The sequence below is a fragment of the Pseudomonas sp. GM102 genome, from assembly GCF_000282555.1.
Taxonomy (GTDB): domain Bacteria; phylum Pseudomonadota; class Gammaproteobacteria; order Pseudomonadales; family Pseudomonadaceae; genus Aquipseudomonas.
Genome location: NZ_AKJB01000131.1, coordinates 1 through 18,540 on the forward strand (window position 1 = coordinate 1; position 18,540 = coordinate 18,540).

Here is an 18,540-nt window from a genome sequence, read left to right on the forward strand (position 1 = left end):
CTCGCTCCCACAGGGTTGTGGGTTCAGTCGTCGATTGGTGTCAGGCACCGCGCAAACAATTGCTGGATCGGCTGCATACGCTGGCTATAACGCTGCAGCAACACGATCTCCCGATAGAACGTCAGTTCGCCCAATTCGATCACCCTCACCCTGGCGCCGTGTTCAAGCCACAGTCCGGCCTTGGGCAGCAGCGATACCCCCAATCCGCACTCAACCATTTTCACGATGGCTTCCAGTTCATCCAGTTCCAGCGCGACCTGCACGTCGATCTGCTGCTCGCGCAGAAACCGCGTCACCAATCGCCCACCGAATGAATTGCGGTCGTAACGCACGTGCGGATGCGCGGCGAGCAATTGCAGCGGATCATCCCCCTCAAGCGCTGCCGGAACGACCAGCACGAACGGCTCCTTGCGAATCACCTGTGCCGACAACTCCTTGGGCAAGTCGAATGGCGGCTTGATCAGGATGGCCAGATCCACTTCGCCGGTATCCACCTGACTCAACAGATTCAGCGACACACCGGGCACCAGCTTCGGCTCCAGCAGCGGTGCCTGTTGACGCAATCGTAACAGCGCCTGGGGCAACAGCCCGGTCTGGGCCGTGGCTACCGCACCAATCTTCAACGCGCCGCGATACTCGCTGACATCATCGCTGACGGCCATGCGGCTGAAAGTTTCCAGCATTTCCCTGGCCATCGGCAACGCGCGCTGCCCCGCCGCATTGAGAATCGCCTGACGTCCGGTGCGATCGAACAGGCGTATGCCCAATGCCTGTTCGAGGTTGCGGATCTGCGCGCTGACCGCCGACTGGGTCAGACCGATGTGCATGCCTGCCGCTGCGAACGTGCCATAACGCGTCACGGCAATGAAGGTTTTCAGTTCCCGCAGCATGCGGCTCTCCAATTGATCGAAATAATTTGAGCTCGTCGCAAAAACTATCGTCTTTCAATCAAAAAGCACAGAGCTAAACTCGATCCCAACCCAACCTGTCGAGGTACCTCCGATGCAACTGTCCCCTTTTCACTTGGCTATCCCGGTTTATGACTTGGCCGCCGCCCGACGTTTCTATGGCGAAGTATTCGGTCTGGAAGAAGGTCGCTCCAGCGACCATTGGGTCGATTTCAATTTCTTCGGCCATCAACTGGTCATTCACCTGGCGCCGAAAAACGCCTCTCAGGAAGCGGCCCACACCAATGCCGTGGATGGACATAACGTACCGGTTCCGCACTTTGGCGTTGTGCTGGGCATGGAGGAATGGGAAAACCTCGCCGATCGATTGAAGTCTCTGGGCACCCGTTTTGTGATCGAGCCGGGTATCCGCTTCCAGGGACTGGTGGGCGAACAGGCCACGATGTTTCTCTTCGACCCCTGCGGCAACGCCCTGGAGTTCAAGGCGTTCAAGAACATCGACCAGTTGTTCGCCAAATGATCGGCCGTGCTCTTGATGCCACCGCTCTCAGCGAGGCAGTAACCCATGGCGAGACGAGCGCTGCGGCCATCGCGGAGCACTTTCTTGAGTGCATTCAGACGCTGGAGCCGGACATCCAGGCCTTCGTCTCGTTCGATGCCCGCCAGGTGCGTACCGCTGCCGCACAATGCCCCGGCCAGGGCTTGCTGGCCGGAGTACCGGTGGGGATCAAGGACATCTTCGACAGCGCCGACCATCCCACGCAATTTCATTCGCCCATTTACGCCGGCCATCAACCGTCCCGGGACGCCCACGTGGTAACGCTGCTGCGCCAGGCCGGAGCACTGATCATGGGCAAGACCCACACCACCGAATTTGCGTACATGCACACCGGTCCGACCCGCAATCCCCACAACCTCGCCTGCACGCCGGGCAGTTCCAGCGCTGGCTCGGCGGCCGGGATGGCAGCGGGCTTCTTTGCCCTGGCACTGGGTACCCAGACGGCTGGCTCGTTGCTCAAGCCGGCGTCCTACTGCGGCCTCTTCGCCTTCAAGCCATCGTTGGGCCTGGTTTCGCTGGAAGGTGTAAAACCGCTGGCGCCGAGCTTCGACACCGTGGGTTGGTATGGACGATCAGTGCGCGATCTGCACCTCGTGGCGAGAGTGTTGATTCCTGGCTTCGTAGTACCTGACGTCGAGCGGCGTCCGCTGCAATTGGGTTTCTGCCGTACATCGCGCTGGGACCAAGTGGACCCCGAGGTGGCCCACGCGCTGGAACTGGCAGTGGATCAGTTGCGCGGCGCCGGCCATCACGTCAGCGAGGTGCAGTTGCCGGATGAGTTTGCCGGTGTGTTCGACGACCATCAGTTGATCAACGATTGCGAAGGTGCCCGCTCGCTGGCGAAGGAATTTCAACAACACCGGGCACAATTGAGCCCTTCGACACTGGCCATGTTCGAGCGAGCGGCGGCGACAACATGGGAACAGGAATCTGCTGCCAAGGCGCGCCTGGCCAATCTTGCCCCGCGTTTGAATGAGCTTTGCCACCCCTTCGACGCCATGCTTGGCGCCACTTGCGCGATGGTCGCGCCGATGGGCCTGGAAAGCACCGGGCCGTCGGACTTCATCAAGTTCTGGGGGGCGTTCGGCTGGCCGCAAGTCAATATTCCGCTGATTCGCGCCGAAGGCAGTCTACCGATCGGATTACAGATGATCGGGCGGTTCAGAGACGATGGCCGGCTGTTGCGAACAGCCGGGCACGTTGCAGCGGTCTTGCAAGACGCCACTCAACAATGACGAGCGTCGAACTGTCGGTCGCGTATCGCCTTATCGACCAGAGCCAGCAAATTTTCCGCTGTCTGGTGTAGCCGAGGATCAAACTCGATCTGCCCGATACTGAAGCGAATGTCATAGCCATGATGCGCCGTGGCATTGCGTTCCTTGAGTATTTCTTCGAGGCGCGCTCTGATCGCGGCGATTTCCACGGTATCGGCGCCGGTCAACAAGGCAGCAAATTCATCGCTGCCGAGCCGGCCGATCACATCGCTCTCGCGAAAGGCGATGCGTAACACATCGGCGAAGGTTTTCAGGGCATCGTCGCCCTCTGCACGACCGTACAGCTGATTGATGCGCTTGAAGTCATCAAGGTCGAAAAACAGCAGCGTCGCGGGTATGCCCAACTGCTGACAAGCCTCTAGCGCCAACCGAGCCAAAGCCTCGAAGCCATGACGATTGGAGAGCAGCGTCAACTCATCCATGCTCGCCATCTGCACGCCCATCAGCTCTTGCTCGGCCTTGCGCGCCAAGTCGCGCAATACATCGCGATCCTGCACTGCGCTGTCGAGAACGTTCGGCGCACGCAGGTCTGCACCAGCGCCGGGTTTGATCGGTTTGCCTGGGGTTAACATCACTCACTCCTTGATGGATATGAACGTTAGAGTCGTTCACACCCGGTATGACTCCCTATAAACGCGCCGCTGGTCAGCTACCTGCCAGTGGACACGGCCCTCCAGCATCGGCCCAGAGTTTGAACTGGGTGACGAAAATATCGTGGGGCACTGGCACCGGTGCCCGTCCCTCACCCGGACGCCAGCCCCAGAGCACCAGCTTGTCCTCGCTGACGTGCTTGATCAGTGCCGCAAAATCACGATCGCCATTGCTGGAACGGTCCTTGATCATCGCGCACAACTTGTCGGGTGGCAGGCCGATCCAGGCCATTTTGTGTGCGGCTGGCGGCAGGCTCCAATGCGGCGCCCCGGGCGGTGCATGAGGCCCATAACTGGCCGGCGGATTGCTTTCGGCATGACAGGTAGCACATGGCAAACCGGCCGAACCCTTGCCATCCATGCCGCGAACCACGTTCATTGCGTGAGGCACGCCGGCGTCGAACTGCAACGGCGAATCGCCGGGGATATGACAGTTCTGACAACGCGGGCTCTGGAACACCTTCTGCACCGTGTCGAACGCCTTCACCGCCGCTTTATCGTCAGCGAACAGGTCCGAGGCATAACCACTCAACCCGATCAACACCACCGCACCAAGAACCAGATGTCGTCTCATCTCACACCCCCGACAGTTGCAACGGCAGTTCCCGCAGGCGCTGCCCGGTCAGGGCAAACACTGCATTCGCCACTGCCGGCGCCACCGGCGGTACACCGACCTCGCCGATGCCACCGGGCTTGTCGCTACTGGGGACGATATGCACCTCGACCACCGGCATCTCGTTCAGGCGCAGCACCTGATAGTCGTGATAATTGGACTGCTCCACCTGACCGTCCTTGAACGTCAGTTTGCTGTGCAAGGTAAAACTGAGACCAAAGGTGATGCCTGACTCCATCTGCGCGGCGATGCTCTGCGGATTGACCGCAATGCCGCAGTCCACCGCGCACACCACCCGGTGTACGCGAATCGCCAGGTTGTCCTGCGACACCTCAGCCACCTGAGCGACATAGCTGCCGAACGATTCGTGCACCGCCACGCCCAATGCGTGGCCGTCCGGCAACGGTGCTTTCCAGTTGGCTTTCTCCACCGCCAGATTCAGCACGCCCAAATGCCGTGGATGCGCCTTGAGCAAGGCGCGTCGGTATTCCACCGGATCCTTGCCGGCCGCGTCTGCCAACTCATCGATCAACGACTCCATGACAAATGCCGTGTGGGTGTGCCCCACCGAACGCAGCCACAGCACACTGATGCCGGTTTGCGGTGAATGCAGTTCGACCTGGTGGTTGGCCAGCCCCTCAAGATAAGGGCTGTCGGCCACGCCTTCGACGGAGGTTTTGTCGATGCCATCCTTGACCATGGTCGCCGCGAACGACGTACCCGTCAGGATCGACTGCCCGACCAGCACATGCTTCCAGGCCATTGGCATGCCGTCGGCACCCAGCCCGATGCGCGCCTGATGCAAGAACGCCGAGCGGTAGTAACCGCCGCGAATGTCATCCTCTCGGGCCCAGACGGTTTTCACCGGCCCGCCCGCGGCCTTGGCGACGTACACGGCTTCGCTGACAAAATCCGAGGTCGGATTGGCCCGACGCCCGAAGCCGCCGCCGAGGAATTGGGTGTGGATCTCTACCTGTTCGGGTTTGAGCCCGGTGATCTTCCCCGCGATCATCTGATCCAGCGTCTGAAACTGCGTGCCGGTCCAGATTTCGCATTTGTCCTTGGAGATTTTCACTGTGCAATTGAGCGGCTCCATCGGCGCGTGGGCCAGGTACGGCACACTGTATTCAGCCTCAATCGTCTTCGCCGCTTTGCCTAGCGTCGCTGTCGCATCCCCGGCCTGACTGGCGGAAGTGCCGGGGGTGGCGGCGAGTTTACGGAAGCTTTCCAGCAGCTGTTGACTGTCGAGCCCGGCGTTCGGCCCCAAATCCCATTCGACCTTCAGCGCATCGCGCCCCAGCTTCGCCGCCCAATAATGATCGGCAATCACCGCGACACCCGTGGGCACCTGCACCACTTTGTGCACGCCCGGCACCGCCAGCGCCTCGGCGCCTTCGAAGGATTTGACGCTGCCGCCGAACACCGGCGGGCGAGCGACCATCGCCGTCATGAGCCCGTCGAATTGCACGTCCATGCCGAACTTCGCCTGCCCGGTGATTTTCTCCGGGGTGTCGAGACGCTTGGTGGGTTTGCCGATGACCTTCCAGTCCTTGGCCTCCTTGAACTTGATCGAAGCCGGATCCGGCACCGGCAGCTTGCCAGCGTCATCCGCCAATTCGCCGTAAGTGGCGCGCTTGTCGCCGGCCATGACCACACCCGATTCGGTGCGGATCTGCGAAGGCGCCACGTCGAATCGCTTGGCCGCCGCCTCGATCAGCATCAAGCGCGCCGCCGCTCCGGCCTGGCGATAGCGGTCGAACTCCATCCAGGTCGACGTCGAACCGCCGGTGATCTGCATCCCGCCAAACGCCGGCAGGCCATAATCGGCCGACGAGGCCGGTGCATGTTCGACACGGATTTTCGACCAATCGGCATCCAGCTCTTCGGCGATCAACATGGTCAGGCCGGTCCAGATGCCCTGGCCCATTTCCGAATGGCCGAGCAGCACGGTGATGCTGTTGTCGTTGCCAATGCGTAAAAAGGCATTGGGGGCGAAGACGTTTCCTTGATTCTCGGCGCCGAGGGCAAAGCGATTGGCACCCGGGATGACAAACGCCACCACCAGACCGCCGCCCAACACTGCGCTGCCCTTGAGAAAACCGCGACGCGAGACAGGGTTGATTCTGTTCATGGGTCAGGTTCCTTCGACGTGGGATCAACCGATCTCGGCGGCGCGTTTGACCGCGGCGCGGATTCTTGGGTAGGTGCCGCAGCGGCAAATGTTGCCGGACAGCGCCTGGTCGATGTCACTGTCGGTGGGCTTGGGGATCTTCGCCAGCAGCGCTGCCGCCGACATGATCTGCCCCGACTGGCAATAACCGCACTGGACCACGTCGAGTTCGGCCCAGGCTTGCTGAACCGGGTGCGAGCCATCAGCGGACAAACCTTCGATGGTGAGAATTTTCTGCCCATGAGCCACCGCCGTGGCGGGCGTTATGCAGGAGCGCAGCGGCGCGCCGTCGACGTGTACGGTGCAGGCGCCACACTGGGCCATGCCACAACCGAATTTGGTGCCCGTCAGGTGCGCGACATCGCGCAGCACCCAGAGCAACGGCATGTCCGCCGGGACATCCAGTTCCTGGTCCTTGCCATTGATATTAAGGGTCAGCATTGCGGGTTTCCTCAGACTCACGGTGTTCTGAAGGGGCGCCTCTGCCTCGGCGCCATCATTATTGTGTAGGAGCGAGGCTTGCCCGCGAAGGCGTCTTTGCTGTCACACCGCGTTATCGTTCTTCGCGGGCAAGCCTCGCTCCTACAAGGTCGGCGGGTTACGCGCGCCTTGGGTTATCCCTACAGCTAAGCGCAATTTGACCCACAAGCCATGTTCATCGACCACCGGTCGCTGCTACGCGGATTGATCGAAAGTTGGCCTGGGAGCACCTAAAAGCAAACCAATATCATTTGCGAGACTTCCGGCCATTTGCTTTAATCGCGACCAATTCTTATTTGCACCCGCGACGCCGGTCGCCATGGACGTGTGCTCCCAATGACAATCGCCGACTTTTCTTCGGTTCAAAACCTCTATACCTGCCACCACCAATGGCTGTACGAGTTGTTGCGTCGACGCCTCAGCAACGCGATGGATGCCGCGGATCTCGCTCATGACACCTTCATGCGAGTACTCAAGCGGCCACAGGCGTTTGACTGCGACGTTCGAGAGCGCTCCTACCTGGCGACCATTGCTCGCGGTTTGTGCATTGATCACTGGCGTCGTCGGCAGTTGGAACACGCCTGGCTGCAGACCCTCGCCGCACGCCCTCCCGCCTTGCAACCGTCACCGGAACAACGGGCGATCATTGTCGAGACCCTGCACGAAGTGGACGCCCTGCTACAACGCTTGCCCAAACGAGTCAGCGATGCATTTATCCTGGCTCAGTTGCACGGCATGCCCTATCGACTCATCGCCAGCGAGATCGGCGTGAGCGAGCGCATGGTCAAGAAGTACCTGGCCCAGGCCATGATGCACTGCGCGATCCTCGAAGCCGAACTCGATGGGTTGCTGATTGAATAACCCCATGCCCGCCGTCCCCTTGAAAAAACTCAGCCATGCCAGCCTCGAGCAAGCGGCTCAGTGGTATGTGCAACTCCACGACCCACAAGTAGCCGACCACGAACGCCTGCGCTGGCAGGATTGGCTGGCTCAAAGTACTGACCATCAGGACGCCTGGCGCTACATCGAACGGGTCGGGCAACGCTTCACCCCGCTGCAACACGACAGCGAACAACAGGCTGTAAGCCAGGTCCTGCGCAGCACCGGGCGCTCGCCAATCAGTCGCCGCCAGACCCTCAAGAGCCTGTTGATCCTCACCGCTGGCAGCCTGACGGGATGGGCCGCCTGGCGCGGCACGCCGCTGCCGGAAACGCTCGGGCGGTTCACTGCCAACCTCGCGACCGACACCGGGGAAACCCGCGAAACCGTGCTCAACGATGGCAGCCGGATCTGGCTGAATGCACTCAGTGCACTGAATGTCCGCTTCGATGCCACGCAACGTTTGCTGCAGTTGCAGCGCGGCGAAGTGTTGATCGACACCGCCAAGGACCCCGGCCGACCGTTTTTGGTGGAAACCGCCCAAGGGCAACTGCGGGCGCTGGGTACCCGCTTCAGTGTTCGCCAGGAGGATCGACAGACGTTGCTGAACGTCTATGAAGGCGCGGTTGAAGTTCGCACCCGCCAAGGCGCGGTACAGGTTGTCGAGGCTGGTCGGCAACTGGCGTTCAGCGACAGCGCAATGGCGCTGAGCACCGCCGCAAGCCCCTCACGGGAAGCCTGGCGTCATGGCCTGCTGCTGGCAGACAACCTGCCACTGGGCCAGTTGATCGACGAATTGAATCGCTACCGTCCGGGGCATTTGCACTGCGACCCGGAAGTCGCCGAGCTGCCGGTCATGGGCTCGTTCCCGCTCAAAGACACCGATCAGGCATTGCGCCTGCTGGAAGCGGCATTGCCGATCCGGGTGCAAAAAACCTTCGCCTGGTGGGTCAGCGTCGGCCCGAAAGTCTGAGTGGAAAAAACTCTTTTTCGGCAACGGGTTCCCTTTTGCCTTTCTCGTTCGGTTAACCCCTCAGAAGCACCTCACATTGCCGATCGAACTGATTCCAGGGAACGCCATGTCACGCAACGCCTTCACCCGCACTCGTTTTGCCCTGCGCCCCTTGGCGCTGGCTCTCCCGGCTGCATTTCTGAGCTTTTCGGCACCGTTCGCTCAAGCAGACACCACGGGCGCCAGTGAACAGTCCAGCCCCCGGACACGCCATTACGCGATAGCAGCGGGACCGTTGGCCAGCGTACTCAATCGCTTCGCCGAGCAGAGCGGAGTCTTCCTCGCCGGTCACAACGACCTCGCGGCCGGCAAGCGCAGCCCCGGCCTCGATGGCGACTACACCGACTCGCAAGCGTTGCAGCGACTGTTGCAAGGCAGCGGCCTGCAAGCCAACCCCCAGGGCAACGGCGGCTATGTGTTGCAAGCAGTACCTGCCTCGCAAGGTGCACTGGAACTGGACGCCACGAACATTTCCGGTCAGGGGCTGGGCGCCACCACTGAAGACACTCATTCCTACACCACCGGTTCGACGTCTTCGGCTACAGGCCTGCCGCTGTCCCTGCGCGAAACACCGCAGTCGGTGACCGTCATCACCCGTCAGCAAATGGACGACCAGGGTTCCACCAGCATCGCCGACACCCTGCGCCGCGCCCCCGGCATCAGCGTGCAGAACTACGACAGCGAACGCTGGGAGTTTTCCAGCCGTGGCCTGCCGATCACCAACTTCCAGTACGACGGCGTCAATACCGACTATGACGGTGTCTACGATTACGGCACCACCAGCACTGACATGGCGACCTTCGACCGCGTGGAAATCATCAAAGGCGCAACGGGCCTGATGACCGGTTCGGGCGATCCCTCGGCCACCGTCAACCTGATCCGCAAGCGTCCGACCAAAGAGTTCAAGGCATCGATTGCCGGCACGGTCGGCTCCTGGGACAACTATCGCAGCGAAGGTGACATTTCCGGCCCGCTGACCGAAAGCGGCAACGTGCGCGGGCGGTTCGTCGGGGTCTATCAAGATCGCAGCGCCTACATGGATCACTACCAGAACACCAAGGACATCGCCTACGGCATCCTTGAAGCGGACCTGACCCCAGACACCCTGCTGACCTTCGGCATGGACCAGCAAAATACCCGTTCACGCGGCGCCAGCTGGACCGGTTTCCCGATGTACTCCAGCGACGGCTCGCGCACCAACTTCTCTCGTTCCTTCAACCCGGCCACCGACTGGAGCCGTCGTGACTTCACCAACCAGACGATTTTCGCCTCGGTGGAACAACGACTGGCCAACGACTGGACGCTGAAAGTCAGCTACGACCGCAAACACCGCCAGCACGACACCCTGCTCGGCTCGGCCAGCGGTGGTAATCCAGACCCGGTCACCGGTAACGGCATGTTCATGTACATGGGCAAGTTCAAGGGCGATCAGGTTCAGGACAACATCGACATCAACCTCACCGGCCCTTTCAGCCTGTTCGGTCGCGAGCATGATTTGATCGCCGGTTTCATGTCGATGAACGCCCGCCAGGACATTCCAGTGCACGGTTCGGTCTATCCGGCCCTGGACGGCAGCGTCTTCGACTGGCGCGGCGAGTTCCCCAAGCCGGACATCCCGCGCATCGGCGATAACGACATCGTCCAGCGCCAGACCGGCGCCTACCTGGCCACCCGGCTCAAGCCCACCGATGATCTGTCGGTGATCCTCGGCGGCCGGGTCAGCGACTTCAAGGGCAGCGACCACCTCGACTACAGCGATCCGAACACGCCCGACGTGCGCGACGGTTATCGCCAGACTGGCGTAGTCACCCCTTACGCCGGGCTGATCTACGACCTCAACGATACTTATTCGCTGTACACCAGTTACACCAGCATCTATCAGCCGCAAATGAGCAAGGACGCCGCGCGCCAACTGCTCGACCCGGTGGAAGGCGACAGCTACGAAGCCGGCATCAAGGCCGAATACTTTGGTGGGCGCCTCAATGCCAGTTTCGCGGTGTTCCGCATTGAACAGGACAACATCGCCCAGTACGTCAGCGGCTTCGAGACCGAGTCGGTGTACACGGCCGTTCAGGGCGCGACCACCAAAGGCTTCGAGTTCGAACTGGCCGGTGAAGTGATGGAAGGCTGGAACCTGTCGGCCGGTTACACCTATAACCATACCCGCGATGCCAAAGGCGATTACGTCTACGGCTCGGTACTGCAAACCACCGCCCCGGAACAAGTGGTGCGCGTCTTCAGCACCTATCGACTGCCCGGTGCATGGGAAAACCTGACCGTCGGCGGCGGTGTGAACTGGCAAAGCGAGTTTTTCGGCAACGTGTTCCAGCCCAACCCCGCCGACACCGTCAACTTCGGCCAGTACTCACGCATCACCCAGGACAGCTACTACCTGGTGGACCTGATGGCACGCTATCGCTTCAACGATCACCTGAGCGCGACTGTCAACGTCAAGAACCTGTTCGACAAGACCTATTACACCGGACTCGGCAATTTCGGCACCGGGTTCTACGGCGAACCGCGCAGCCTGCAACTGACGACCAAGTGGGACTTCTGAGCCCTGCTTCAACGGCTGCCGAAGGATCGGCAGCCGTTTTCTTGTGAGTTGTCGATCTACGGCGCCACCGGGTGACCACAGGCTGACTACGCTGATAATCCAGAGTGATTAACCCGCAGAGGAGCACCGCCATGCACCGCGTTCAAAAACTCACGCCTTGCCTGTGGTTCGACGATCAGGCCGAGGAAGCCGCGAAGTTTTACTGCGCGATCTTCGATCATTCAAAAATCATCGGCATCACCCATTACGGCAAGGCCGGTGAGGAAATCCATGGCCGGCCGGAAGGTTCGGTGATGACCGTCAGTTTCGAGCTCGATGGGCAGAGCTTCACCGGCCTTAACGGTGGCCCGGTGTTCAAGTTCAATGAGGCGATCTCATTCCAGGTCAATTGCCACACTCAGGAGGAAGTCGACCACTTCTGGGGGCGTCTGTCTGCGAGCGGTCCCGTTGAAGCCCAGCAATGCGGCTGGCTCAAGGACAAATTCGGCGTGTCGTGGCAGGTCGTGCCGGTCGTTCTGATGGACATGATGAAAGACCCCGACACAGCCAAATCCCAGCGCGCCATGGCGGCAATGCTGCAAATGAAAAAACTCGACATCGCCACGCTGCAACGAGCCTTTGACGGCGAGAACTAATACACTCCGAAGCAGAACCGCCGAGGACACCTTGATGAAGCACACCGTCGCCAAAGATGCAGACAAAGCCCCGCGCTTCTGGCGCGACGACGCCCTGCCCTTCATCGAGGCCCGTTCCATCGCCGACGGTCGCGAGGTCTGCTACAGCCGCCATTCTCACGCGCATTTTTCCATCGGGGCAATCACCGCCGGGCGCAGCACCTATATTCACGAGCAATCGGAGTTTCAGGTCAGTGCCGGCACCGTGGTGCTGATGAATCCGGGCGATGTGCATGCCTGCAATCCGATCGACGACCAGCCGTGGTCGTACCTGATGCTGTACGTCGAGACGCCCTGGCTGACCGATTTACAGCATCAGCTCGGCTTCAGCCAGGACTCGGCGTTTCGCCGATTCTCCATCACCCACAATCGTGACATCGAGCTGTTCGCCGGGCTGAAGAATCTGTACGAGGTATTGGTCGATCCGCAGCAAGACGTGTTGTACAAGCACAGCGCGGCGGTGGAGTTTTTCACCGAGGTGCAACAGCGGCTCAACCCCGTCGATGAACCGCTGCGCGAACCCAATTTCAAGCTGGAACGGGCTGCCGACTATATCCGCGACAACTGCACGCAAATGCTCAAGCTCGAAGACATTTGCGAGGCGGCGCAACTGTCGCCGTCCTACCTGATCCGCGCCTTCAAACAGCATTACGGCATGACGCCTCATGCGTTCCTGGTCAACCGGCGCATCCAGTTCGCCCGGGATCGACTGCGCAGCGGCAAGTTAATCGCCGATGTGGCGCTGGAAGCGGGGTTTGCCGACCAGGCGCATTTTCAACGTGCGTTCAAACAGCATCTGGCGGCGACACCGGGGCAGTATCGCGGTTGATGCCCAACTTCTGTGGCGAGGGAGCTTGCTCCCGCCGGGCTGCGAAGCGGCCCCAGAATCTCAGCGCCTGCTGCGCAGTCGAGCGGGAGCAAGCTCCCTCGCCACAAAAAGCACTCTGGCTACAACAGTGGGTTTGACTCAAGGCAACAACAAATACCCCGCACTCACCGCCAGCAACAACGCCATGACCCGATTGAACAGGCGCATCCCCGCCGGGTTACTCAGATAGCCGCGCAAAAACGTCCCGGCATACGCCCAGCACCCCACCGACAAGTAGCAGATCACCAGATACACCGCCGCAAACTGCCACACCAACCGCGCCTCGCCGTCGGCGACAAACGCGCCCATCCCCGCCACGCAGGCCAGCCAGGCTTTCGGGTTGAGCCATTGCATCACCGCGCCATACAGCATCGACGGCGCCCGACCTGACTCCTTGGCATCGAGCTGACCATTATCAGTGGCCAATTTGAAAGCCATGAACAACAGAAACGCCACGCCGGCCAATTGCACCACTTGTGTCATGAACGGCCACAGTTTCAGCAGTTCATGCAGCCCCAACCCCATCAGCACCAGCAGTAACACGAACCCCAGGGTCGCTCCGGCCACATGCCGCTGACTGGCGCGAAAGCCGAACTGCGCTCCGGAGCTCAACGCTACGATGTTCACCGGACCAGGGGTAATGGAAGCGGCCAGCGCAAACGCGGCCATGGAAAGAACCAGACTCATTGCATACCTTCTTCAATTCAGTTGAACCAGGCCTCAAGGTAAAGAGCCGCCCGCGCGACGTATTGAAGAAAACTCCCCTCTGCGTCATTGCAAGCCTGTCGGGGCCTATACTTCAAGAGTTGGCACACTCGAAGCGACATGCAATCGTGTTTGATGTATGGGGTGGCGCGTCGAGTGATCGTTCACGCAGGCCGCGGCCTGCCTTCGTCGTAGGGAGGAGAAGATCATGGCGCGTAAATACATCGACTGCCGCGAGTTTCCAAGTGATTCCAAATGCTCGGTCGCGCTGTCCGCAGACTCTGAAAACGAACTGCTCGAGGCCGCCGCACAGCATGCGGTCAGCGTTCACAAGCACACCGATTCGCCGGAACTGCGTGCTCAACTGAAGACAATGTTTCACGACGGCACCCCGCCTGTTGAAGCACCGCGTCTCGCTTGATAAGGAGATCCCCCGTAGGAGCAGCCTGCGGCAGCTCCTACGGAGAATTGGGGTGTATGGGAGCGCTTGTTTGATGTCAGGTCTCATTGCCCGGCGCTCGCTCAACGCTCACTTGTGCGCTTCAGAAAGCTCGTTGGCTTGATGGGTTCTTGTCTGCCAGCTCTATGCACTTCAACGCCAGGATCGTGGTGGGGTCAACAATGGCCACGGTGTGCCCATTGATTTCAAACGCCTCGCAATGGTCGAGCACCAAGGGCAATTCCGTGCACCCCAGGATCAGCACCCCCGCCCCCAACTCACACAGGTGTTCGGCCGCCAGCAGCAGTTGCTCTTTGCAGAGCCCTTGGGTAAATCCGGCCTTGATGCCTCGCGGCCCATAGATGGCGTCCATGACCATCGTTTGGTAATCGACGCCAGGCGTGAGGATTTGCAACCCGGCGCGGCGTGCGGCCTGGTGATAAACCTGGCTTTGCACGGTACCTGATGTCGCCAAAAGACCGATCGCCTTACCCGAACCATATTTGTGCACGATCCATTCCACCGTCTCGGTCAGCATGTTCACGATGGGTACCCTCAGGTGCGTCTGAATACGTTCGACGAAAGCATGGGCGGTGTTGCAGGGTATCGCGATGGCGTTTGCGCCCGCGCTTTCGAGTCGCTTGCAGGTCGCATACATCGCCATCGTGGGATCCGTTTCATCTCGTAGCAGATTGGCCGTTCGATCCGGTATTTGCGGGTTTTGCTCGACCACCATTTTGATATGTTCCTGATCCTTCCCCGCAGACGTATGGGCGACCACTTTGCCCATGAAATCCACGGTAGCGGCAGGCCCGACGCCGCCCAGAATGCCCAGTTTGAAAGGGGGACGCCTGGGCTGTCCGCTCTCTAGCGTGGCGAAGTTCGCGTAGATCTCATTGATGTCCAGGACGGCAACCCCTCGACGCTGCAGGTCAGCACAGACCAGCGAAAGCTCTGTCATGCCGGGCAAGATCACCGTGGCTCCCTGCGCCTGCAAGGAGAGGCAAGCCTGGTAAACCGCTTCAAGGGGTACGCCTTCCAGGTGGCCGTCCTTGATGCCGTTCAGACCGTACATGGCCTCCATCAACGCCGATTGCGCTTCTGGATCCGGGTAGACGATCTTGAAATCCTTTTCGAAATGTCGTTCGAACAATCCACAATGGCGGACAAAGTCGGAGGCGATGACACCCAAGGTTGTTTGCGGCTCGACGACATGACTAACGTGCCGGGTCAAAGCGGCCATCATGTCCAACACCGGAATGCCAAGCTCCTCCTGAATTTCAGCGCGGAAGGTATGGCTAGCGAAGCATGGAAGCATCACGGCATCGAAGCCACTTTCCTCGAACGACTTGCACACCTGGAACACATAGAACTTGCGCGAAGTCATGCTCGCTCCGCTGTCCAGGGGCAGCAGCACGTCCTTGAAAGGGTGTTGCTCAAACAGGAAATGGTATCGGCCCTGGTCCTCCAACACCGCTCTGGACTTGACCAATTTATAGAACAGATCGCCCCCGGCCAGTGACCCAAGCCCACCGACAATACCCAGCTTACGGACAACAGAAGCCTTGTTGGTCGACTTCGCTTTAACCTTCATGACGCAACTCCTCAAGCGACCGAAACCGGTTCGGATCGAGACCGTACTGGAGCCTGTGCTTCGCCCTCCTCCACGGGTTCTTCATGGGGTTCGGATTTGGCGACGACGGCCGTTGCGATACTGTTTCCCACAACGTTGGTGGCTGTGCGAGCCATGTCCAGAAACTGGTCAATGCCGATGATCAGCAGCAGGCCTGCTTCAGGAAGATTGAACATCGGCAGCGTCGCAGCGACTACGACGACGGAGGCACGTGCCACACCCGCCATGCCCTTGCTGGTGACCATCAACGTTAAAAGAATCAGCAGTTGCTGGGTAAAGCTGAGGTCGATGTTGTACGCCTGGGCAATGAACATGATGGCGAAGGCCTGGTACATCATCGAACCGTCAAGGTTGAACGAGTAACCCAGGGGCAACACGAAGCTGGACACCCGTTTTGGAGCGCCAAACTTCTCCAGAGCCTCAATCGTTTTTGGGTAAGCGGACTCGCTGCTGGCGGTCGAAAACGCCAAGAGGATAGGCTCGCGAATAAGCTTGCCGAGGTCAAAAACCGATCGTCCGAGGAACACATAGCCTGCGCCGAACAACACGGCCCAAAGAATGACAATCCCCAGGTAAAACTCTGCAATCAGCTTGCCGTAATCAACGAGCAACCCAAGTCCTTGGGTAGTAATGGCAGACGCGATGGCGGCGAAAACACCAATCGGCGCAAAAGCCATCACGTAGTCGGTGATCTTGAACATCACCTTTGCCAACTCCTCGATGGAGTCCGTTATCTTCGTGTAGCCAGCGCGTTTGACACCCGCCAGGGCGAATCCGAAGAACAGCGAAAAGACCACAATTTGCAGGATCTCGTTATTAGCCATGGCCTCGGCAATACTGCGAGGGAACACATGGCTGATGAAGGTCTTGAGACTGAAGTCACCCGTGTTGACTGGCACGGCGGCGGTTGCATGCTGAACAACCTCCATATTCAATCCGGCCCCTGGTTGAAACAGGTTAACCAGCCCCATCCCGATCATGAGTGAGATCACTGAAGCCGTCACGAACCATGCCATCGCCCGCATGCCGATCCTTCCCACGGAACGAGAGTTGCCCATGCTGGCGATGCCACCGACCAGCGTCGCAAATACCAGGGGGGCGATGATCATCTTGATCAAGCGCAGGAAAATGTCGGTGACCATCGAAAAGTAAGCCGCAATTTCCTTGGCACTTTGCTCGCTTCCTGCGAAATGGTGACACGCCCAACCCACAAGCACGCCCAGCACAATGCCAATCGCAATTCGACGTGGAAGCTTATTTTTCTTCACGGAGCTGTCCTCAAGTAGTTATTGGATTTTTTTACTTGGCAGGGTCAATTTGATTCGCCCAATGCTCTGAGGGGCATTGGTGCTGTGCTGATTCTAAGGATCGGATCGATCGGGCATGATGAGTAATCCTGCTAGGCCTATGCGCTTTTGGAATAGTTGGTTAACAGCCGCATTGGCCGGGCGATTCCAACGTAAAATGACGTTCTCACAGCGGGAGATCACGATATGCAAATCAAATGGCTGGATGATCTTCTAGCGATCGCCGAACTGAAAAATTTCTCGCGCGCGGCTGAGGTCCGGTGTGTGACGCAGTCGGCGCTGTCACGCCGTATTCGGTCACTTGAGGAATGGGTCGGCGTCGAGCTTGTGGACCGTGGCACCTATCCCGTCCAGCTCACAGCTGCCGGAGTGACTTTCTGTGAAGAAAGCAGAGAGGCGCTGGCAGGGTTACTGAGATTGCGCTCAACGTTGCGCGAGGTGGAGCGGATGCCGGGACGATCCATCCAGGTTACGGCTGGGCACAGCCTCTCGATGACCTTTCTTCCTAAATGGCTCTCGCAGTTCCAGCAACATAATGAGCAGTTCAATGCACGGGTGGTCGCCGCCAATATTCATGATGCCGTTATCGCGTTAGAGGAAGGCAGTTGCGATTTGATGATGGTCTATCACCACCCTCTTGCACCCATCTTGCTGAACCCTGAGCGTTTCGGCAGCCTGACGCTCGGGCACGATGCTTTCATCCCTTTATGCGCGGCAAACGACAGAGGCGAACCGCTGTTTCGCTTACCCGGCAGCTCCGGCAAGCCGGTCCCCTATCTCGCCTACACCGCAACGACTTTTCTTGGTCGCGTTGCCGACATCGTTATCAAGAACGGCCCTGCACCGGTCGCGCTGGAGCGCTGTTATGAAGCGGATATGGCGATGCTGCTGATGCGCATGGCTATCGAGGGCTACGGCGTGGCCTGGTTGCCACAAAGCGCAGTCATCGACGAAATGGAGCGAGGGCTATTGGTCAGGGCGGGTGGCGAGGAATGGAGTACGCGTCTGGAAATCCGATCGTACTGCGCAATCGCCAATCAGAATCCGACGATGCGCAATCTCTGGAAAACCCTGGAAAGTGCCTCGTTGCGCTTGCCCACTGCTCCGACTCAAGGCGCGTTGACCACAACATAAGTCACATCGCTGCCCTGATACCGCCGCAGTCCAGTTCGCTCTCGGGCCAAAAGTGGCCGGTGGTCGTTGCATTTCGCTCGCCGCCGGGCGTTTGGCTAAGCTGATTAAATCGGGACGAACTGAAACCTGAGTGATAGCGGCCATTAGCGGATCTGGATTGGCATCAAGACGGTAACTCCTAAAGGAGACGACCATGTATGCGGTTATAAGAACCTACCTGGGTGCTGGAGCAAAACAGCTTTTCGATCTTTTAGAAGAGCGCAAGGCCGACGTCGAAGCTACCCTGCGGACAGTGCCTGGCCTGGTAAGCTACACACTGCTGAACACGGGTGATGGCGGTACGGCGGTGACTGTTTGCACGGACAAGGCCGGCAGCGATGCGAGCTTGAAAGTCGCGCGCGACTGGATTCAGAAAAATGCCTCGAATATTCACGCAAACCCGCCGATCGTGACGGAAGGTCCGGTCATTGTGCAGATCAAATAGCGCGCCATTCCAGTTGATCTTACGTTAGGAGGGACAGACCGCGATTCAAGGCGAATGCCGGGCAATCGTGGTCTGTCCCCTGTTTTTCTGTCCCCTGTTTTTCTCTCTGATCCCAACCTGAATGACGAAGGAGATCCCTTGTAGGAGCCAGGCTTGCCGGCGAAGGCGCTCTTAAGGACGCCTCGCCGGCAAGC

18 protein-coding genes are annotated in these 18,540 nt (G+C 59.5%); 10 read left to right on the forward strand and 8 right to left on the reverse strand.

From position 1 onward, the window contains the following. Positions 1 to 23: 23 nt before the first annotated feature. Positions 24 to 890 carry a LysR family transcriptional regulator gene (locus tag PMI18_RS02495; protein ID WP_007906902.1) on the reverse strand — a complete coding sequence of 289 codons (867 nt, stop codon included), beginning with the start codon at positions 888 to 890 and terminating at the stop codon, positions 24 to 26. Between the two features lie 112 nt (positions 891 to 1,002). On the opposite strand from PMI18_RS02495, the gene PMI18_RS02490 reads away from it, so the two are divergent. Continuing rightward, on the forward strand, positions 1,003 to 1,428 hold the full coding sequence (locus PMI18_RS02490) for a VOC family protein (protein WP_007906904.1): 426 nt from the start codon (positions 1,003 to 1,005) through the stop codon (positions 1,426 to 1,428). Next, the gene (locus tag PMI18_RS02485; protein ID WP_007906908.1) at positions 1,425 to 2,702 is read left to right on the forward strand and encodes an amidase; all 1,278 of its coding nucleotides are present in this window, start codon (positions 1,425 to 1,427) and stop codon (positions 2,700 to 2,702) included. Before PMI18_RS02490 ends, PMI18_RS02485 begins: the two co-directional genes overlap by 4 nt. Here PMI18_RS02485 and PMI18_RS02480 read toward each other — a convergent pair. The 4 genes from PMI18_RS02480 to PMI18_RS02465 form a co-directional block, all read right to left on the reverse strand. After that, a complete protein-coding gene (locus PMI18_RS02480) occupies positions 2,693 to 3,313 on the reverse strand; it encodes a GGDEF domain-containing protein (protein ID WP_007906910.1) in 621 nt (206 codons plus the stop codon). The genes PMI18_RS02485 and PMI18_RS02480 overlap by 10 nt on opposite strands. A gap of 73 nt (positions 3,314 to 3,386) precedes the next feature. Continuing rightward, the gene (locus tag PMI18_RS02475) at positions 3,387 to 3,965 is read right to left on the reverse strand and encodes a hypothetical protein (RefSeq protein WP_007906912.1); all 579 of its coding nucleotides are present in this window, start codon (positions 3,963 to 3,965) and stop codon (positions 3,387 to 3,389) included. Between the two features lies 1 nt (position 3,966). Continuing rightward, positions 3,967 to 6,135 (reverse strand): xanthine dehydrogenase family protein molybdopterin-binding subunit, encoded by a 2,169-nt coding sequence (locus PMI18_RS02470; RefSeq protein ID WP_007906914.1) that lies wholly within the window; start codon positions 6,133 to 6,135, stop codon positions 3,967 to 3,969. A gap of 24 nt (positions 6,136 to 6,159) precedes the next feature. Beyond that, complete coding sequence (locus PMI18_RS02465; protein WP_007906916.1) at positions 6,160 to 6,615, reverse strand: (2Fe-2S)-binding protein; 456 nt, start codon at positions 6,613 to 6,615, stop codon at positions 6,160 to 6,162. A 375-nt stretch (positions 6,616 to 6,990) separates the two neighbouring features. On the opposite strand from PMI18_RS02465, the gene PMI18_RS02460 reads away from it, so the two are divergent. From PMI18_RS02460 to PMI18_RS02440, 5 genes are all read left to right on the forward strand, one after another. Continuing rightward, positions 6,991 to 7,515 carry a sigma-70 family RNA polymerase sigma factor gene (locus PMI18_RS02460; protein WP_007906918.1) on the forward strand — a complete coding sequence of 175 codons (525 nt, stop codon included), beginning with the start codon at positions 6,991 to 6,993 and terminating at the stop codon, positions 7,513 to 7,515. Between the two features lie 4 nt (positions 7,516 to 7,519). Then, a complete protein-coding gene (locus PMI18_RS02455; RefSeq protein ID WP_007906920.1) occupies positions 7,520 to 8,506 on the forward strand; it encodes a FecR domain-containing protein in 987 nt (328 codons plus the stop codon). A gap of 106 nt (positions 8,507 to 8,612) precedes the next feature. After that, on the forward strand, positions 8,613 to 11,102 hold the full coding sequence (locus PMI18_RS02450; protein WP_007906921.1) for a TonB-dependent siderophore receptor: 2,490 nt from the start codon (positions 8,613 to 8,615) through the stop codon (positions 11,100 to 11,102). Between the two features lie 131 nt (positions 11,103 to 11,233). Beyond that, positions 11,234 to 11,737 (forward strand): VOC family protein, encoded by a 504-nt coding sequence (locus tag PMI18_RS02445; RefSeq protein ID WP_007906924.1) that lies wholly within the window; start codon positions 11,234 to 11,236, stop codon positions 11,735 to 11,737. 34 nt (positions 11,738 to 11,771) lie between these two features. After that, positions 11,772 to 12,605 carry an AraC family transcriptional regulator gene (locus PMI18_RS02440; RefSeq protein WP_007906927.1) on the forward strand — a complete coding sequence of 278 codons (834 nt, stop codon included), beginning with the start codon at positions 11,772 to 11,774 and terminating at the stop codon, positions 12,603 to 12,605. A gap of 138 nt (positions 12,606 to 12,743) precedes the next feature. Here the strand turns inward: PMI18_RS02440 and PMI18_RS02435 are convergent, their stop codons facing one another. Continuing rightward, entirely contained in the window at positions 12,744 to 13,331 is a 588-nt protein-coding gene (locus tag PMI18_RS02435; protein WP_007906929.1) for a LysE family translocator, read from the reverse strand. A 226-nt stretch (positions 13,332 to 13,557) separates the two neighbouring features. On the opposite strand from PMI18_RS02435, the gene PMI18_RS02430 reads away from it, so the two are divergent. After that, a complete protein-coding gene (locus PMI18_RS02430) occupies positions 13,558 to 13,770 on the forward strand; it encodes a DUF1059 domain-containing protein (RefSeq protein ID WP_007906931.1) in 213 nt (70 codons plus the stop codon). Between the two features lie 121 nt (positions 13,771 to 13,891). Here PMI18_RS02430 and PMI18_RS02425 read toward each other — a convergent pair whose 3' ends face one another. Then, positions 13,892 to 15,382 carry an amino acid racemase gene (locus tag PMI18_RS02425; RefSeq protein ID WP_007906934.1) on the reverse strand — a complete coding sequence of 497 codons (1,491 nt, stop codon included), beginning with the start codon at positions 15,380 to 15,382 and terminating at the stop codon, positions 13,892 to 13,894. 11 nt (positions 15,383 to 15,393) lie between these two features. Further along, entirely contained in the window at positions 15,394 to 16,689 is a 1,296-nt protein-coding gene (locus PMI18_RS02420; protein WP_007906935.1) for a dicarboxylate/amino acid:cation symporter, read from the reverse strand. A 225-nt stretch (positions 16,690 to 16,914) separates the two neighbouring features. Between PMI18_RS02420 and PMI18_RS02415 the strand changes: the two genes are divergently transcribed. Both PMI18_RS02415 and PMI18_RS02410 read left to right on the forward strand, forming a co-directional pair. After that, the gene (locus PMI18_RS02415) at positions 16,915 to 17,862 is read left to right on the forward strand and encodes a LysR family transcriptional regulator (protein WP_007906936.1); all 948 of its coding nucleotides are present in this window, start codon (positions 16,915 to 16,917) and stop codon (positions 17,860 to 17,862) included. A 193-nt stretch (positions 17,863 to 18,055) separates the two neighbouring features. Further along, entirely contained in the window at positions 18,056 to 18,346 is a 291-nt protein-coding gene (locus PMI18_RS02410) for a hypothetical protein (RefSeq protein ID WP_007906938.1), read from the forward strand. The last annotated feature ends 194 nt before the right edge of the window (positions 18,347 to 18,540 follow it).

Coding starts and splice junctions, on each gene's coding strand:
- PMI18_RS02495 (WP_007906902.1), bottom strand. CDS start 890: ATGCTGCGGGAACTGAAAACCTTCATTGCCGTGACGCGTTATGGCACG.
- PMI18_RS02490 (WP_007906904.1), top strand. CDS start 1,003: ATGCAACTGTCCCCTTTTCACTTGGCTATCCCGGTTTATGACTTGGCC.
- PMI18_RS02485 (WP_007906908.1), top strand. CDS start 1,425: ATGATCGGCCGTGCTCTTGATGCCACCGCTCTCAGCGAGGCAGTAACC.
- PMI18_RS02480 (WP_007906910.1), bottom strand. CDS start 3,313: ATGTTAACCCCAGGCAAACCGATCAAACCCGGCGCTGGTGCAGACCTG.
- PMI18_RS02475 (WP_007906912.1), bottom strand. CDS start 3,965: ATGAGACGACATCTGGTTCTTGGTGCGGTGGTGTTGATCGGGTTGAGT.
- PMI18_RS02470 (WP_007906914.1), bottom strand. CDS start 6,135: ATGAACAGAATCAACCCTGTCTCGCGTCGCGGTTTTCTCAAGGGCAGC.
- PMI18_RS02465 (WP_007906916.1), bottom strand. CDS start 6,615: ATGCTGACCCTTAATATCAATGGCAAGGACCAGGAACTGGATGTCCCG.
- PMI18_RS02460 (WP_007906918.1), top strand. CDS start 6,991: ATGACAATCGCCGACTTTTCTTCGGTTCAAAACCTCTATACCTGCCAC.
- PMI18_RS02455 (WP_007906920.1), top strand. CDS start 7,520: ATGCCCGCCGTCCCCTTGAAAAAACTCAGCCATGCCAGCCTCGAGCAA.
- PMI18_RS02450 (WP_007906921.1), top strand. CDS start 8,613: ATGTCACGCAACGCCTTCACCCGCACTCGTTTTGCCCTGCGCCCCTTG.
- PMI18_RS02445 (WP_007906924.1), top strand. CDS start 11,234: ATGCACCGCGTTCAAAAACTCACGCCTTGCCTGTGGTTCGACGATCAG.
- PMI18_RS02440 (WP_007906927.1), top strand. CDS start 11,772: ATGAAGCACACCGTCGCCAAAGATGCAGACAAAGCCCCGCGCTTCTGG.
- PMI18_RS02435 (WP_007906929.1), bottom strand. CDS start 13,331: ATGAGTCTGGTTCTTTCCATGGCCGCGTTTGCGCTGGCCGCTTCCATT.
- PMI18_RS02430 (WP_007906931.1), top strand. CDS start 13,558: ATGGCGCGTAAATACATCGACTGCCGCGAGTTTCCAAGTGATTCCAAA.
- PMI18_RS02425 (WP_007906934.1), bottom strand. CDS start 15,382: ATGAAGGTTAAAGCGAAGTCGACCAACAAGGCTTCTGTTGTCCGTAAG.
- PMI18_RS02415 (WP_007906936.1), top strand. CDS start 16,915: ATGCAAATCAAATGGCTGGATGATCTTCTAGCGATCGCCGAACTGAAA.
- PMI18_RS02410 (WP_007906938.1), top strand. CDS start 18,056: ATGTATGCGGTTATAAGAACCTACCTGGGTGCTGGAGCAAAACAGCTT.